General features: G+C 67.6%; 12 protein-coding genes and 1 pseudogene. 3 read left to right on the forward strand and 10 right to left on the reverse strand.

Annotation, left to right across the window (positions count from 1 at the left end; genetic code table 11):
- Positions 1-119: 119 nt before the first annotated feature.
- The 3 genes from ACGLHS_RS25815 to argS all read right to left on the reverse strand — a co-directional run bounded on the left by ACGLHS_RS25815 (position 120) and on the right by argS (position 3,518).
- Positions 120-767 carry a thiol:disulfide interchange protein DsbA/DsbL gene (locus ACGLHS_RS25815; protein ID WP_394484427.1) on the reverse strand — a complete coding sequence of 216 codons (648 nt, stop codon included), beginning with the start codon at positions 765-767 and terminating at the stop codon, positions 120-122.
- A gap of 265 nt (positions 768-1,032) precedes the next feature.
- Entirely contained in the window at positions 1,033-1,824 is a 792-nt protein-coding gene (locus ACGLHS_RS25820; protein ID WP_394484429.1) for an SPOR domain-containing protein, read from the reverse strand.
- An 8-nt stretch (positions 1,825-1,832) separates the two neighbouring features.
- Positions 1,833-3,518 carry an arginine--tRNA ligase gene (gene argS / locus ACGLHS_RS25825; RefSeq protein ID WP_093246247.1) on the reverse strand — a complete coding sequence of 562 codons (1,686 nt, stop codon included), beginning with the start codon at positions 3,516-3,518 and terminating at the stop codon, positions 1,833-1,835.
- Positions 3,519-3,651: 133 nt separating this feature from the next.
- Here argS and ACGLHS_RS25830 point away from each other — a divergent pair, with 133 nt between their 5' ends.
- Entirely contained in the window at positions 3,652-3,987 is a 336-nt protein-coding gene (locus ACGLHS_RS25830; protein WP_394484432.1) for a hypothetical protein, read from the forward strand.
- 72 nt (positions 3,988-4,059) lie between these two features.
- Here the strand turns inward: ACGLHS_RS25830 and ACGLHS_RS25835 are convergent, their stop codons facing one another.
- The 5 genes from ACGLHS_RS25835 to ACGLHS_RS25855 are packed head-to-tail and all read right to left on the reverse strand — an operon-like array spanning position 4,060 to position 8,643.
- Complete coding sequence (locus tag ACGLHS_RS25835; RefSeq protein WP_093246249.1) at positions 4,060-4,512, reverse strand: DUF2214 family protein; 453 nt, start codon at positions 4,510-4,512, stop codon at positions 4,060-4,062.
- Positions 4,513-4,572: 60 nt separating this feature from the next.
- Positions 4,573-5,499, reverse strand: coding sequence for a LysR family transcriptional regulator (locus ACGLHS_RS25840; protein WP_093246250.1), 927 nt, complete (start codon positions 5,497-5,499; stop codon positions 4,573-4,575).
- Between the two features lie 40 nt (positions 5,500-5,539).
- The gene (locus tag ACGLHS_RS25845; protein ID WP_394484435.1) at positions 5,540-6,520 is read right to left on the reverse strand and encodes a Bug family tripartite tricarboxylate transporter substrate binding protein; all 981 of its coding nucleotides are present in this window, start codon (positions 6,518-6,520) and stop codon (positions 5,540-5,542) included.
- Positions 6,521-6,524: 4 nt separating this feature from the next.
- Positions 6,525-7,715 (reverse strand): CaiB/BaiF CoA transferase family protein, encoded by a 1,191-nt coding sequence (locus ACGLHS_RS25850; protein WP_394484437.1) that lies wholly within the window; start codon positions 7,713-7,715, stop codon positions 6,525-6,527.
- On the reverse strand, positions 7,708-8,643 hold the full coding sequence (locus ACGLHS_RS25855) for a hydroxymethylglutaryl-CoA lyase (RefSeq protein WP_394484439.1): 936 nt from the start codon (positions 8,641-8,643) through the stop codon (positions 7,708-7,710). Before ACGLHS_RS25855 ends, ACGLHS_RS25850 begins: the two co-directional genes overlap by 8 nt.
- 117 nt (positions 8,644-8,760) lie before the next feature.
- Here ACGLHS_RS25855 and ACGLHS_RS25860 point away from each other — a divergent pair, with 117 nt between their 5' ends.
- Positions 8,761-9,501, forward strand: a complete 741-nt coding sequence (locus ACGLHS_RS25860; RefSeq protein ID WP_394484441.1) for an IclR family transcriptional regulator — start codon at positions 8,761-8,763, stop codon at positions 9,499-9,501.
- 285 nt (positions 9,502-9,786) lie between these two features.
- Here ACGLHS_RS25860 and ACGLHS_RS25865 read toward each other — a convergent pair whose 3' ends face one another.
- Entirely contained in the window at positions 9,787-10,758 is a 972-nt protein-coding gene (locus tag ACGLHS_RS25865; protein WP_394484443.1) for a Bug family tripartite tricarboxylate transporter substrate binding protein, read from the reverse strand.
- A gap of 75 nt (positions 10,759-10,833) precedes the next feature.
- Positions 10,834-11,817: pseudogene (hisC, locus tag ACGLHS_RS25870) on the reverse strand (histidinol-phosphate transaminase); the annotation flags it as partial.
- A gap of 217 nt (positions 11,818-12,034) precedes the next feature.
- Between hisC and ACGLHS_RS25875 the strand changes: the two are divergent.
- Positions 12,035-14,209 (forward strand): malate synthase G, encoded by a 2,175-nt coding sequence (locus ACGLHS_RS25875; protein ID WP_394484445.1) that lies wholly within the window; start codon positions 12,035-12,037, stop codon positions 14,207-14,209.
- The last annotated feature ends 5 nt before the right edge of the window (positions 14,210-14,214 follow it).

A 14,214-nucleotide genomic window follows, 5' to 3' on the forward strand; every position in this document is an offset into this window, starting at 1 on the left:
TTCCTTCCTGGATCGTCTCCAGGAACACCGCGGAACCGGCTCGCCGGACCGCAGGTGTTGCCCCTTCGAGGGGCTCGGCGCTGCGCCGCAAAGTGCGCGCAGCCCGAGGTGAGTAAGGCTCAGCCCTTCTTTGCTTCGCCGATCAGGTAGTTGACGACCTGCAGCACCTTGGTCATGTTGCCGGCGGTTTCGCCATCCACATACCAGCGGCCGGCCACGGCCATCGCCGGCACGCCGGCCACCTTGTAGGCGTCGGTCATCTGCGAGGCGCGCTTGGCCTTGCTGGCCACGCCGAACGAGGTGAAGACTTCCTTGAACTTGGCGCCGTCGAGGCCGTTGGCCGCTGCCCAGGCAATGATGTTGGCGTCGCCGTTCACGTTCTGGCGCTGTGCGTGGATCGCATTGAATACCTTCGGCTGGTATTCGTCGACCTTGCCCATGGCTTCGAGCGCGTAGTACAGGCGCTGCTTGGCCTCGACGTCGTTGCCCACGAAAGGCACCGGAATGCGGCGGAAGGCCACTTCCTTCGGCACGGTCTTGATCCAGGCTTCGAGCGACGGCTCGAAATCGTTGCAATGCGGGCAGTTGTACGAGAAGAACTCGACCACCTCGATCTTGCCGGCCGGCGCATCGACCGGCACGCGCTTGTCGAGCACCAGGTACTCGGAGCCGGCCTTGGGCGCGCGCGCCTGGGCATAGGCCGGGTTGGCGGCCAGGGACAGCAGCCCGAGCGAAGTGGCGGCCAGCGAAAAGTCACGACGTTTCATTGAAAGGGTTCTCCTGTTGGTACGGCAGACTGAGCCGGCGCGCGGCGGGGAGTTCCCCCGCTCCCGGCGCGCCCAAGGCCATGGATGGTGGCGGCAAACGCCGCGCGGCGAAGCTTAAGGGCTATTTGTGGCAGCGCCTCACCCACAAGGTGTGAAGAAACCGTAGCGAGCGCGCCGAGCTTGCATCGAGGACCGGAGCCGTACTTTGTACGGTGAGGACCGCAGGTGCGAGATCGGGGGGCGCAGCAGGTTTATTCGCACCTTGTCAGCGTTGGACGCGAACCAAGGCCGATTCCAGGCCGCCGCCGTCGAGCCGCTCCTTGAGCCGGTCGGCGTCGTCCTTCTTGTTGAACGGGCCGGCGCGCACGCGGTAGACCGTGCGGCCCGCCTGCTCGCGCTCGGTGACCTTGGCTTCGACGCCCATCAGCGACAGCTTGGCGCGCTGGGCTTCGGCGTCGTCGGTGGTGCGGAAGGCGCCGGCCTGCACGAAGTACATGAACGGATCGGCACCCGAGGCCGGCGCCGGCGAAGCGGCGGTGCCGCCGGCACTGTTGGCGCGGCTGCTCGGGGCGGCCGAGGCCGTGGTCGTGCTGCTGCCCGAACCGCCACCCGAACGCGCGCGGGCGAGATCGCCCAGCGGATCGTTCGACGGCGGCAGCGCGTTGGCTTCGGCCGGCACGGGCGCGGTGCGCGGCGGCTTGGTGGTGGGTGCCACCACCACGGGCACCGGCGGCGCGGTCGTCGTGGGCGGGATGGTGGCCGGGGCCACGGCGGTCGTCGCCGGCTCGCCGGTGACGGGGTTGACCGGGCCGGTGGCGGCAGGCGCGGGCTTGGGCGCCCCGGCCTTGCCGGCCAGCGGCGCATTCGGGTCCCAGTCGCGGTTCTTGCGGGCTTCGGCTTCGTCCTGCTCGGCGCCGCCCTTCTGCGTCTTGGTCACGAACGGGATCGGCACCTTGGTCACGTAGACCGCGATGCCCAGCGCGACGCCCAGGCCGAGCACCAGCCCGATGATCAGGCCGATGACGATGTTGCCGCGTTGTCTGGTTGTCTTCTTCATGGTGAGGTTTACATCTTGCTCGGCGCACTGACGCCAAGAATCGCGAGGCCATTGTGCAGCACCTGCGCGGTCGCGGCGACCAGCGCCAGCCGGGCCAGCTTGACCGCTTCGTCGTCGACCAGAATGCGCTCGGCGTCGTAATAACTGTGGTAGCAGGCGGCCAGTTCGCGCAGGTAGAAGGTGACGTCGTGGGGTGCGAAATCCTTGGCCGCGGCGGTGAGCATGGCCGGGTACTTGGCCAGCAGCAGCATCAGCGCCTGGGCCGCCGGGCTTTCGAGCGGCGACAGGTCGACGCCCGCCAGCGTGGCGCGGTCGCCGCCCCAGCCGGCCAGCACCGAGCAGATGCGCGCATGCGCGTACTGCACGTAGTACACCGGGTTGTCGTTGTTCTTCGTCACGGCAAGGTCGACGTCGAAGGTGTATTCGGTGTCGGGCTTGCGGCTGAGCAGGAAGAAGCGGATGGCGTCGGTGCTGGTCCACTCGATCAGGTCGCGCAGCGTGACGTAGCTGCCGGCGCGCTTGCTGATCTTGACCTCTTCGCCACCCTTCATCACGCGCACCATGGTGTGCAGCACGTAGTCGGGGTAGCCCTCGGGGATGCCCTCGCCCGCCGCCTGCAGGCCGGCGCGCACGCGCGCGATGGTGCCGTGGTGGTCGGTGCCCTGGATGTTGATGACCTTGTGGAAGCCGCGCTCCCACTTGGCGATGTGGTACGCCACGTCGGGTACGAAGTAGGTGTACGTGCCGTCCTGCTTTTTCATGACGCGGTCTTTGTCATCGCCGTAGTCGGTCGACTTCAGCCACAGCGCGCCGTCTTGTTCGTAGGTCTTGCCGGCGGCCACGAGCTTTTGCACGGCGGCCTCGACACGGCCGCTGGTGTAGAGGCTCGACTCCAGGTAGTACTGGTCGAAGTGCACGCGGAAGGCCTGCAGATCGAGGTCTTGCTCGCGGCGCAGGTAGGCCACGGCGAACTCGCGGATCGCGTCGATGTCCTCGATGTCGCCGGTGGCGGTGACTTCACGGTCTTCCGACTTGACGGTCTTCTTCGCCTTGAAGTCTTCGGCGATCTCGGCGATGTAGTCGCCGTTGTAGGCCGGGGCCTTCTCGCCGCTCGGCCACTCGGCGTCGCCGGGCTTGAAGCCGCGCGCACGCAGCTGCGTGCTGTTGGCCAGCGTCTGGATCTGCACGCCGGCGTCGTTGTAGTAGTACTCGCGCCACACGCTCTCGCCCTGCGAGGCGCGCAGGTTGCAGATGGCGTCGCCCAGCGCGGCCTGGCGGCCGTGGCCGACGTGCAGCGGGCCGGTCGGGTTGGCCGAGACGAACTCGACCAGCACCTTCTCGCCGGTGGCGGGCTGCTGGCCAAAGGTATCGCCGGCCGACAGCACCTCGCGCACGATCTGCTGCTTGGCCGCCGTCTTCAGGCGGATGTTGAGAAAGCCGGGGCCGGCGATCTCGATCGCCTCGACCCATTGGCCGAAAGCGGGGGTGGCGAGCAGCGCAGCGCTCAATTGCTCGGCCAGTTCGCGGGGCTTGCGCCCCAGCGGCTTGGCGAGCTGCATCGCGGCCGTGCTGGCGAAATCGCCATGCGCTGCCACCTTGGGCGACTCGAACGCGGCTTTGGAGCCAGCGCCGGGCGAGAGGGATTCGAGCGTGTTCGCGAGCGCCGCGAGCAGCTCCTGTTTGACCAATAGCATCTGCGAATTTTACCGGGGGCAAACCCGGGGACCGTTAACGTTCGTCATCCGATCGTTGTCCTGGCCCGTTACGATGGTCAGCCCCGGGGCGGGGCACCTGTCACAACCCAACCTTGCAAGGACACATCCCATCATGAAGAAGCTCCTTTCCCTGGTCGTTCTGGGCGCATGCCTTTCCTTCGGTGCCGCACAGGCCCAAGACAAGGCCGCCGCGCCAGCTGCAGCACCTGCCGCGGCCGCCGCCCCCGCCGCTGGCGCAAGCTGCGACGCCAAGGCTGTCGACAAGAACGGCAAGGCCCTGGCCGGTGCCGCCAAGGCCAGCTCGATCAAGAAGTGCGAGAAAGAAGCCAAGGCTGCAGCGGCTCCCGCCTGCGCGGCCAAGGCCGTCGACAAGAACGGCAAGGCCCTGGCCGGCGCCGCCAAGAACAGCTTCATGAAGAAGTGCGAAGCGGATGCAGCCAAGGGCTGATACAGCGCCGCGCTGAAGCTGGCGCAAGAAAAAGGCCCGCCGCGTGCGGGCCTTTTTCATGGGGCCGCCCGCCTACTTGCCGAAGCCGCGCGCGAAGAACACCGCCACCAGCGGGATCACCGCAATGATGTGCGCCTGCACCATCACCAGCTTGCGGGTTTTCTTGATCTCGGCCTCGGCCGGCAGCTTGCCGCTGGCGCGCAGCGTCTTGCGCCAGCGGAAATACGTGAGCGTCGGGAAGATCGACAGCACGCCCACGATGATGAACAGCCCCAGCTTCACGTGCAGCAGCGGGTTGGTCCAGTACCAGGCCGTGCCCTTCACGCCCCACCAGGTGCGTGCGATGCCGGTCACGAGCACCGCGATGGCGGCAATGCCGTAGACCATGTCGATCTTGGCCAGCCGCTCCACCACCGCGGCATTCAGCCACTGGACCCGGCACAGCGCCGCCTCGCTGGAGATGAAGACGACCATCGTCAGGATGGCCAGCAAGTGCAGGTAGGCGAGGATGGCTTCGAGCGTCATCGATGGCTTTCTTCTCAGTGGGTTGCAAATGCAAACAGATTGTGCCGCCGCTCGAACGCCCTACGCCCTGCCTCCCCAGAATTCCGGGTTTCCGTACTGCTCCTTGAGGAAATCAAGCCACAGTCGCACCCGCAGCGGCAGGTGCTTGGCGCCTGCGAACACCGCGTAGATGCCGTTGGGCGGCGCGGCGAAGTCGTCGAGCAGCGGCACCAGCAGGCCGGCGTCGATCTCGGCCTCGACCTCCCAGGTGCTGCGCCAGGCGATGCCGTGGCCGGCCAGGCACCAGTCGTGCAGCACCTGCCCGTCGGAGCAGTCGAGCGGGCCGCTCGGGCGCAGGTGAATCAGCTCTTGTGCGCCGCCCTCGGCGGTAATGCGAAAGGCCCAGCCGCGCGTCTGCGAAGCGTCGCTCGACAGCGTCAGGCAAGCAAAGCGCGAAAGCTCGCCGGGATGCTTCGGCATGCCGTGCCGCCGGATGAATTCAGGCGTCGCCACGCAGCGCCGGCGGTTGTCGGCCAGCCGCACGCTCACCAGCGACGAATCGGGCAGGTCGCCCACGCGCACCGCGCAATCGAAGCTCTCGCCAGTCACGTCGACCACGCGGTCGCTGAGGTTCAGCGAGATCGTCACTTCCGGATGCAACGCATGAAAGCGCGGCACCAGCGGCGCGACGTGGCGGCGCCCGAAGCCCGCCGGCGCCGTCACGCGCAGATGCCCGCTGGCCTTGATGCCACCGGCGCTCACGCTGGCTTCGGCATTCGCGAACTCGGCCAGCAGGCGCTGGCAGTCTTCGAGAAAGGCGCTGCCCTCGTGCGTGAGCGTGATGCGGCGCGTGGTGCGCACCAGCAGCTTGACGCCCAGCCGTTCTTCGAGCGCGTCGAGGCGGCGGCCCATGATCGCGGGCGCCACGCCTTCGGCCTTGGCCGCGGCGGTAAGGCCGCCACGGGTCGCGACCGAGACGAAGGATTCGAGTTGCTTCAGGCGGTCCATGGGGCGGAAACTATATCGCCCGCCGCAACGGCGCCCGCTCTTATTCGGGCTGCACACCCGCCTCGCGCACCGCCGCGCCCCAGCGCGCGTGCTCCGAGCGGATGTATTGCGCCGCCTGCTCCGGGCTGCCGCCGCCGGGCGTGCTGCCCTCGGCCAGCAGTTGCGAGATGGTGGCGGGCTTGGCCAGCGCCTTGTCGATCGCGGCGTTGAGCTTCTTCACGATGTCGGCGGGCGTGCCGGCGGGCACCACGATGGCCTTCCAGTCCACCGCCTCGAAGCCCTTGTAGCTTTCGGCCACGGTCGGCACCTCGGGCATCACCGGCAGCCGCTTGGCCGAGGTGACGGCCAGCGCGCGCAGCTTGCCGCCCTTGACCATGGCCAGCGCGCCCTGCGGCGTGGCGAACATGTAGTCGGTCTGGCCGCCGAGCAGGTCGGTGATGGCCGGCGCGGCGCCCTTGTACGGCACGTTGAGCACCTTGAAGCCCGCGCGCCTGGCGAGCACCTCGCCGGCCATGTGGCCCAGCGTGCCGGTGCCGGCAAGCGCCTGCTTGATCTCGCCCGGCTTGGCCTTGGCGGCAGCCACGAGGTCGGCCAGCGACTTGAACGGCGCGTCTGCCCGCACCACCAGCACCACGGGCTGCGAGGCAACGATCGACACCGCCACCAGGTCCTTCAGCGCGTCGTACGGCATCTTGGGAAACAGCGTCGGGTTGATCGCCAGGTTGGCGGTCTGCCCCAGGCCGACGGTGTAGCCATCGGGCTTGGACTTGGCCACCACGTCCATGCCGATGTTGCCGTTGCCGCCCGCGCGGTTGTCGACGATGAAGGTCCACCTGGTGTCGTCGATGAGCTTCTGCGCGATCAGGCGCGCCACGATGTCGGTGGCACCGCCCGGTGTGTAGGGCACGACGAGGCGCACCGGCTTCTCGGGCCAGGCGGTGTCGGCAAGGGCGGGGGCGGCGTTCAGGCATGCGGCGGCCGCGGCGCACGCCAGCAAGGCGCGCCGTGTGGTTGAAAACATGGGGTCAGTCTCCGAGGGTGATGTGGTGTGTCTCGAGGGCGGCGATCTCTTCATCGCTGTAGCCCACTTCTTTCAGCAGCTCGCGGCTGTGCTCGCCGATGTGCGGCGGCTGCAGCCGGATGCCGGGCCGCTCGCCGTCGAGCGTGAACGGCATGAGCGGCACCTTGGCGGTGCTGCCGTCGTTCATGCGCACCGGCGCAAGGCCGCCGGTGGCATTGAGGTGCGGGTCGTCGAACAGCTCCTGCGGCCGCGTGATCGGCGCGAAGGGCAGCTCGTTCTGCTCGAACACGGCGGCCAGTTCGGCCGCGTTGCGGTTCGCCAGGTGCGAGCGCAGGATCGGCATCATCCAGTCGCGCGCCAGCACCCGGTCGTTGTTGGTCTTCAGGCGCGGATCGGCCAGCATCTCTTCGAGGCCGAAGGCCTTGCAGAAGATGGCCCACTGCTTGTCGCTCACGGCGGCAAGAAAGATCTGCTCGCCGTCCTTCACGGTGAACACGTCGTACACGGCCCAGGCCGAGATGCGGCTGGGCATCGGGTCGGCCGCCTTGCCGGTGGCGGCGAACTGCATCATGTGCTGCGCGACGAGGAACACGTTGTTCTCGAACAGCGCCGACTGCACCTCGCAGCCCTTGCCGGTAAGGTCGCGCTGGCGCAGCGCGGCCATCGCGCCGATGGCGCCGAACATGCCGCCCATGATGTCGTTCACGCTGGTGCCCGCTCGCAGCGGATCGCCCGAGCGGCCGGTCATGTAGGCCAGGCCGCCCATCATCTGCACCACTTCGTCGAGCGCAGTGCGGTGGTCGTACGGGCCCGGCAGAAAGCCCTTGTGGCTCACGTAGATGAGGCGCGGGTTGAGCTTGGAAAGCGTGTCGTAGTCGAGCCCCAGCTTCTTCATCGTGCCGGGCTTGAAGTTCTCGCTCACGATGTCGGCGGTGGCGATCAGGCGCAGCGCCGCTTCCACGCCTTCGGGCTTTTTCAGGTCGAGCGCGATGCTCTTCTTGTTGCGGTTGAAGGTCGGGAAAAAGCCCGAGCCCGAACCGAGCAACCGGCGCGTGTTGTCGCCCTCGATGGGCTCGACCTTGATGACCTCGGCACCGAGGTCGGCCAGCAGCAGCCCGCAGGTCGGGCCCATCACCATGTGGGTGAACTCGACGACGCGGACGCCGGCGTAGGGAAGAGGATTCGCTTCAGACATGTGCGTTGTGTTCCTGGACAAAACCCTTGGGCAGGCCGGCCTCGGGCGTCATGCCGTAGACCGGTTCGCCGGGCAGGCCGGCCATGAGCGGCGCGCGCGCCGCGATGAGTTTCTGGATGTCGATGCCGGTGCGCACGCCCATGGCCTCGAACATGAAGACGAGGTCTTCGGTCACGGCATTGCCCGAGGCGCCGGGCGCATAGGGGCAGCCGCCGAGCCCGCCGAGCGAGGCGTCGAAAGTGCGCACGCCCTCGTCCCACGCGGCCAGGCAGTTCGCCAGGCCGAGGCCGCGCGTGTTGTGCATGTGGGCCGCACCGGCATGCACGCCGATCTCTGCGCGCAGGCGCTTGAAGAGCCGGCGCACCTGCGCGGGGTTGGCATAGCCCACGGTGTCGGAAAGGCCCGACTCGTCGGCACCGGCCTCGATGCATTGCGCTGCAAGGCGGATCACATCGTCTTCCGGCACCAGCCCCTGCAGCGTGCAACCGAAGGCGGTGGAGATGCCGGCTTCGAGCTTCACATGCGGCGCGATGGCGCGGCGCAGCTCGGCGATGGCGCGCACCTCCTCGACCATCTCGGTCGGCGTCTTGCGCACGTTGGCCAGCGAATGCGCCACGCTGGCCGACACCGGCATCGTGAGCTTGTGCACGCCCGCTTCGAGCGCGGCCTGTGCGCCCTTGCGGTTGGGCACCAGCGCCATCACGACCAGGCCGGGAAGCGTGATGGCGTGGCGCACCACCTCGGCCGCATCGGCCATCTGCGGCAGCAGCTTCGCGGGCACGAAGGAAGCGACCTCGATCTCGCGCACGCCGGCCGCGTGGAGCGCGTCGATCCAGCGCAGCTTGTCGGCCGTGGGCATGGTGGCCTTGACCGATTGCAGGCCATCGCGCGGACCGACCTCGCTGATGAGGACGTCGGGGGGTGTCATCGACTTTGTCTCCTTGAAGCGATCTGGTGTTGATCGCTTGACAGTTCTGTCCTGCAGAACTAAATTCCGTTAAACAGAATTAGACTGCCGTTCGACTTTCCCTGTCAAGCCCAAGCCATGCCCCGCAAAGCCCAGACCGAATCGGTTTCCGACCTCAATGCCGCCCCCGGCGGCGCGGCCGCGGTCGACCGTGCGTTGAGCCTGCTCTCGGCCTTCCAGCCGGGCGACGAGGCGCTGTCGCTTGCGCAGTTCGCCGAGCGCACGCAGCTCTACAAGAGCACGGCGCTGCGGCTGCTGGCTTCGCTCGAGCATGCGCGGCTCATCCGCCGGCAGGACGACGGGCGCTATGCCCTGGGCACTGAAATCGCGCGACTGCACGGGCTCTATGCAGCCTCGCAGTCGCTCGACCGCATCGTGTTGCCCGTGCTGCGTTCGCTGGCCGCCGCAACGGGCGAAAGCGCGGCATACCACGTGCGGCAAGACCCGGGCGACAGCTGGGTGCGCCTGTGCCAGTTCCGGGTCGACTCATCGCATGTGGTGCGCGACCACGTGCGCGCGGGTGACCTGCTACCCAACGACCGGGGCGCGGGCGCGCGCGTGCTGATCGCCTTCGGGCCCGAGGCCGAGCGGCCGCGCGGCACCAAGGAACGCAAGCTGTACGACACCATTCGTGCGCAGGGCTACTGCGCGCTGGTGGGCGACCGCACGGCCGAACTGGCGGGCATTTCGGCGCCGGTGTTTCGTGCCGATGGCAGCCTTGCCGCGGCGGTCACGTTGACGATGCCGACGCATCGCTATGACGAGCGCTATATCGAGCCTGTGCGTGCTGCGGCGAAGGAACTCGGCGGGCAGGTTTGATTTAGGCGATTCGGGGCGTGTGCACAGGACACCGGGTACTCCCCTCCGCGAATGTCCCCCGGCCTGCGGCCTCCTCCTTTATTTCGCTGCGGGGAGCACCCGATGCCCTGCGCACAAGAGGCGCTGTCGTTGTGCTCGCCGATCAATCACCGCACTGCTCAACGCTCACGCTGGCGGGGTGCCTTGCGCAGCGAAATAAAGGAGGAGGCCGCAGGCCGGGGGACATTCGCGGAGCAAGGCACCCCGTCGGCGTGAGCGCCGCCCTGAACAACATCCGAATAGATCTCAGGCGTCCGCCTTGAAGCCCGAGTTCTTGATCGGCATTTCCCAGCGCTTCAGATGCGCCGCCTGGGTAGCCGCCAGTTCAGCCGGCCCGGCATGCGTGGGCACCAGCCCCAGCGCGTAGATCTTTTCCTGCACATCGGGCATCCGCATCGCGTCGGCCACCGCCTTGTCGATGCGCGCGACCAGTGCGGGCGACATGCCCGGCGGGCCGTAGAGGCCGAAGAAGGCATCGGCCGTCACATTGAGGCCCGCCTCCTTCAGCGTCGGTACATCGGGCAGCGCGCGATTGCGCTGGTCGCCCGTCACCGCAAGGATGCGCACCTTGCCGGCGCGGTGGTGCTCGATGGTTTCGGAGGCGGTGTCGACCATCAGCGGCACCTGCCCGCCGATCAGGTCTTGTGCGGCGGGTGCGCCACCGCGATAGGCCACGTGCATCATCGGCACGCCGGCCGCCTGCGCGATCAACTGGCCCGCGAAGTGCGGCACCGTGCCCGCGCCCGAGGTCGCGTAGTTGGCCTTGGCGGGGTTGGCCTTCATCCAGGCGAGCACGGCCTTGAGGTCGCCGGGCGGCGCACCGGGCCCGGCTGTCACCGCGAAGTCGAAGGTGCCGCCGAGCGAGATCGGCGTGAAGTCCTTCGCCGGGTCGTAGCCGAGGTTCGGGTACAGCCACGGGTGGATCACCATCGCGCCACTGGGCGAGAAGGCGAGCGTGTTGCCGTCCGGTGCCGCGCGCCGCAGCTCACCGAGCGCAAGGCGGCCGGCCGCGCCCGGCTTGTTGTCGATGATGACGTTCTGCCCCAGCGACACGCGCATCTTGTCGGCAAGCACACGCGCCACCACGTCCGCCGAGCCCCCCGGCGGAAAGCCGACCAGGATGCGGATCGTGCGGTCCTGCTGCGCGAAAGCCATCGGCGCGATGGCCCCGGTGGCGATGACGGCAGCGGCCTGCGCTGCGAACTGGCGGCGTTTCATGGGCTTTGTCTCCTCGGGTGGTAATGGCTTGGGGGCTCAGGGCTCGGGACCGGGCAGCAATGGCGAAGGCGTCGGTCAGCGCAGCGCGGCCAGCACGGCCTTGTTCTGCTCCGGCAGGCCGATGCTGATGCGCAGCCATTGCGGCAGGCCGTAATTGGCGAGCAGCGAGACCTCGATGCCGGCGGCCAGCAGACGCGCATGCACCGCCTGGCCGTCGCCGACCTGCACGGCCAGGAAATTGCCGGACGAAGGGATGTACGTCAGGCCCAGTTCGGTGAAGCCCGCCGCGAGCTGGTCGCGCCCGGCGGTGTTGACTTCATAAGTGCGCGCAAGAAATTCGGCGTCGCCCAGCGCGGCCACGGCGGCGGCCTGGGCCGGCGTCGTCACGTTGAAGCGCGGGCGTTGCGCGTTCATGCGTGCCGTCAGCGCCGGCTGCGACACGCCGTAGCCGATGCGCAGCCCCGCCAACCCGAAGGCCTTGGAAAAGGTGCGCGTCACGATCAGGTTGGGCAGGCGCCGCACCCACTCGACGCTGTTGTAGCGCTGCGCCGGCGACAGGTACTCGGTGTAGGCCTCGTCGAGCAGCACCGTCACATGCGCGGGCACCGACTGCAGAAAGGCCAGCAGCGGTGCAGCGTCGATGAAGGTGCCGGTCGGGTTGTTGGGGTTGGCGACGAACACCAGCCTGGTGTCGTCGCCGATGGCTGCGCGCATGGCGTCCAGGTCGTGCCCAAAATCGCGCGAGGGCACGACGGTGGCGTGCGCATGGGCGTGCGCCGTGGCGGCCGCGTAGACGATGAAGCCGTACTGCGAATAGACGACGCCCTCGCCCGGCTTCAGGCTCACCTGCGCCGCGAGTTCGAGGATCTCGCTCGACCCGCTGCCGAGCGTGAGCCATTCGGCCGGCACATCGAGCTTGGCGGCCAGCGCGTTCTTGAGCGCGGTGCCGTTGGCGTCGGGGTAGTTGCCCGCGCCTTCGAGCGCGGAAGCCGCCGCGCGGCGGGCCGATTCGGGCATGCCGAGGGGGTTTTCGTTGGAGGCCAGGAGGATCATTGCGGCGGAGGTCGATTTATTTAAGAAGTTAAATATATCCCGCGTTGAAAGCCTCCCTATCAGTGCCTACCCTTTGAACTCACAGGCGTCTTTGCGCCAATTACCTTCATTTTTGTCACTGATAAATCCCGCTTTCGGCTCTTACTCTCCAGTAAGGTATCGAATAAAGTTCAACCATCCTCCGTTTTCAAGTTTCAGCATTGCGTTCTCCAGGAGAAAAAACATGACTGCCCGCACCCCCTCCCACGGACTCCAGGTCGCGACCGAGCTCTACCGTTTCATCGAAGACAAGGTCCTGCCCGCCAGCGGCGTGGCCAGCGACGTCTTCTGGAAGGGCTTCGACGCCATCGTCAGCGACCTCGCACCGAAGAACATCGCGCTGCTCGCCGAGCGCGACCGCCTGCAGGCCGAACTCGACACCTGGCACAAGGCCCACCCCGGCCCCATCGCCGACATGCCGGCCTACCGCGCCTTCCTCGAAAAGATCGGCTACCTGCTGCCGCAGCCCAAGGGCACGAAGGCCACGACCGCCAACGTCGACTCCGAACTCGCGCTGCAGGCCGGCCCGCAGCTGGTGGTGCCCATCCTCAACGCACGCTATGCACTGAACGCCGCCAACGCACGCTGGGGTTCGCTGTACGACGCGCTCTACGGCACCGATGCCATTCCCGAAACCGGCGGCGCCGAAAAGGGCAAGGGCTACAACCCCGTGCGCGGCGCCAAGGTCATCGAGTTCGCACGCAACGTGCTCGACCAGGCCGCACCGCTGGCCAACGGCTCGCACAAGAACGCCACCGGCTACAGCGTGAAAGACGGCCAGCTGGTCGTCGCGCTGCAAGGCGGCAGCACCGGCCTGGCCGATGCCTCGCAATTCATCGGCTACCAGGGCGATGCCGCATCGCCGTCGTCGGTGCTGCTCAAGCACAACGGCATCCACCTGGACATCCGCATCGACCGCAGCACCGCCATCGGCAAGAGCGATGCAGCCGGCGTGAGCGACCTCGTGCTCGAAGCCGCGCTCTCGACCATCCTCGACCTCGAAGACTCGGTGGCCGTGGTCGATGCGGCCGACAAGGTGGTCGCGTACTCGAACTGGCTCGGCATCGTGCAAGGCACGCTCACCGAAGAAGTCGCCAAGGGCGGCAAGACCTTCACGCGCGGCCTGAACGCCGACCGCGAATACACCGGCGCCAACGGCCAGCCCGTCAAGCTGCATGGCCGCTCGCTGATGTTCCTGCGCAATGTGGGCCACCTGATGACCAACCCGGCCATCCTGTATGCAGGCGGCAAGGAGATCCCCGAAGGCATCCTCGATGCCGTGGTGACCACCACCATCGCCACCATCGACCTCAAGCGCAAGGGCAACTCGCGCACCGGCAGCATCTACATCGTCAAGCCGAAGATGCACGGCCCGGCCGAAGTGGCCTTCGCAAGCGAGCTGTTCGGCCGCGTCGAGCAACTGCTCGGCCTGCCCGCCAACACCGTGAAGCTCGGCATCATGGACGAAGAGCGCCGCACCAGCGTCAACCTGAAGGCCTGCATCGCCGAGGCCGCCGCGCGCGTGGCCTTCATCAACACCGGCTTCCTGGACCGCACCGGCGACGAGATGCACACCGCCATGCAGGGCGGCCCGATGATCCGCAAGGGCGACATGAAGTCCAGCGCGTGGATCGGCGCTTACGAAAAGAACAACGTGCTGGTCGGCCTCTCGTGCGGCCTGCGCGGCAAGGCGCAGATCGGCAAGGGCATGTGGGCCATGCCCGACCTGATGGCTGCGATGCTCGAACAGAAGATCGGCCACCCCAAGGCCGGCGCCAACACCGCCTGGGTGCCCTCGCCCACCGCCGCCACGCTGCACGCGCTGCACTACCACCAGGTCAGCGTGACCGCGGTGCAGCAAGAGCTGGAAAAGATCGACGCCGATGCCGAGCGCGACAACATCCTCAATGCGCTGCTGCAGGCGCCGATCGCAGCCGAAGCCAAGTGGAGCGCCGAAGAGCGCCAGCAGGAAATCGACAACAACGTGCAGGGCATCCTGGGCTACGTGGTGCGCTGGATCGACCAGGGCGTGGGCTGCTCCAAGGTGCCCGACATCCACAACGTCGGCCTGATGGAAGACCGCGCGACGCTGCGCATCTCGAGCCAGCACATCGCCAACTGGCTGCTGCACGGCGTGGTGACCAAGGCGCAGGTCGACGAGACCTTCCAGCGCATGGCCAAGGTGGTGGACGAGCAGAACGCGGGCGATCCGCTGTACCAGCCGATGGCCGGCCACTTCGCGACCTCGGCCGCGTACAAGGCCGCGCAAGACCTGGTGTTCAAGGGCATCGAGCAGCCGAGCGGCTACACCGAGCCGCTGCTGCACGCATGGCGCCTGAAGGTCAAGGGCGAAGCCTGACCCGC

It is taken from the genome of Variovorax sp. VaC1, from assembly GCF_043658315.1.
Lineage (GTDB): Bacteria > Pseudomonadota > Gammaproteobacteria > Burkholderiales > Burkholderiaceae_C > Variovorax.

Coding starts and splice junctions, on each gene's coding strand:
- ACGLHS_RS25815 (WP_394484427.1), bottom strand. CDS start 767: ATGAAACGTCGTGACTTTTCGCTGGCCGCCACTTCGCTCGGGCTGCTG.
- ACGLHS_RS25820 (WP_394484429.1), bottom strand. CDS start 1,824: ATGAAGAAGACAACCAGACAACGCGGCAACATCGTCATCGGCCTGATC.
- argS (WP_093246247.1), bottom strand. CDS start 3,518: ATGCTATTGGTCAAACAGGAGCTGCTCGCGGCGCTCGCGAACACGCTC.
- ACGLHS_RS25830 (WP_394484432.1), top strand. CDS start 3,652: ATGAAGAAGCTCCTTTCCCTGGTCGTTCTGGGCGCATGCCTTTCCTTC.
- ACGLHS_RS25835 (WP_093246249.1), bottom strand. CDS start 4,512: ATGACGCTCGAAGCCATCCTCGCCTACCTGCACTTGCTGGCCATCCTG.
- ACGLHS_RS25840 (WP_093246250.1), bottom strand. CDS start 5,499: ATGGACCGCCTGAAGCAACTCGAATCCTTCGTCTCGGTCGCGACCCGT.
- ACGLHS_RS25845 (WP_394484435.1), bottom strand. CDS start 6,520: ATGTTTTCAACCACACGGCGCGCCTTGCTGGCGTGCGCCGCGGCCGCC.
- ACGLHS_RS25850 (WP_394484437.1), bottom strand. CDS start 7,715: ATGTCTGAAGCGAATCCTCTTCCCTACGCCGGCGTCCGCGTCGTCGAG.
- ACGLHS_RS25855 (WP_394484439.1), bottom strand. CDS start 8,643: ATGACACCCCCCGACGTCCTCATCAGCGAGGTCGGTCCGCGCGATGGC.
- ACGLHS_RS25860 (WP_394484441.1), top strand. CDS start 8,761: ATGCCCCGCAAAGCCCAGACCGAATCGGTTTCCGACCTCAATGCCGCC.
- ACGLHS_RS25865 (WP_394484443.1), bottom strand. CDS start 10,758: ATGAAACGCCGCCAGTTCGCAGCGCAGGCCGCTGCCGTCATCGCCACC.
- ACGLHS_RS25875 (WP_394484445.1), top strand. CDS start 12,035: ATGACTGCCCGCACCCCCTCCCACGGACTCCAGGTCGCGACCGAGCTC.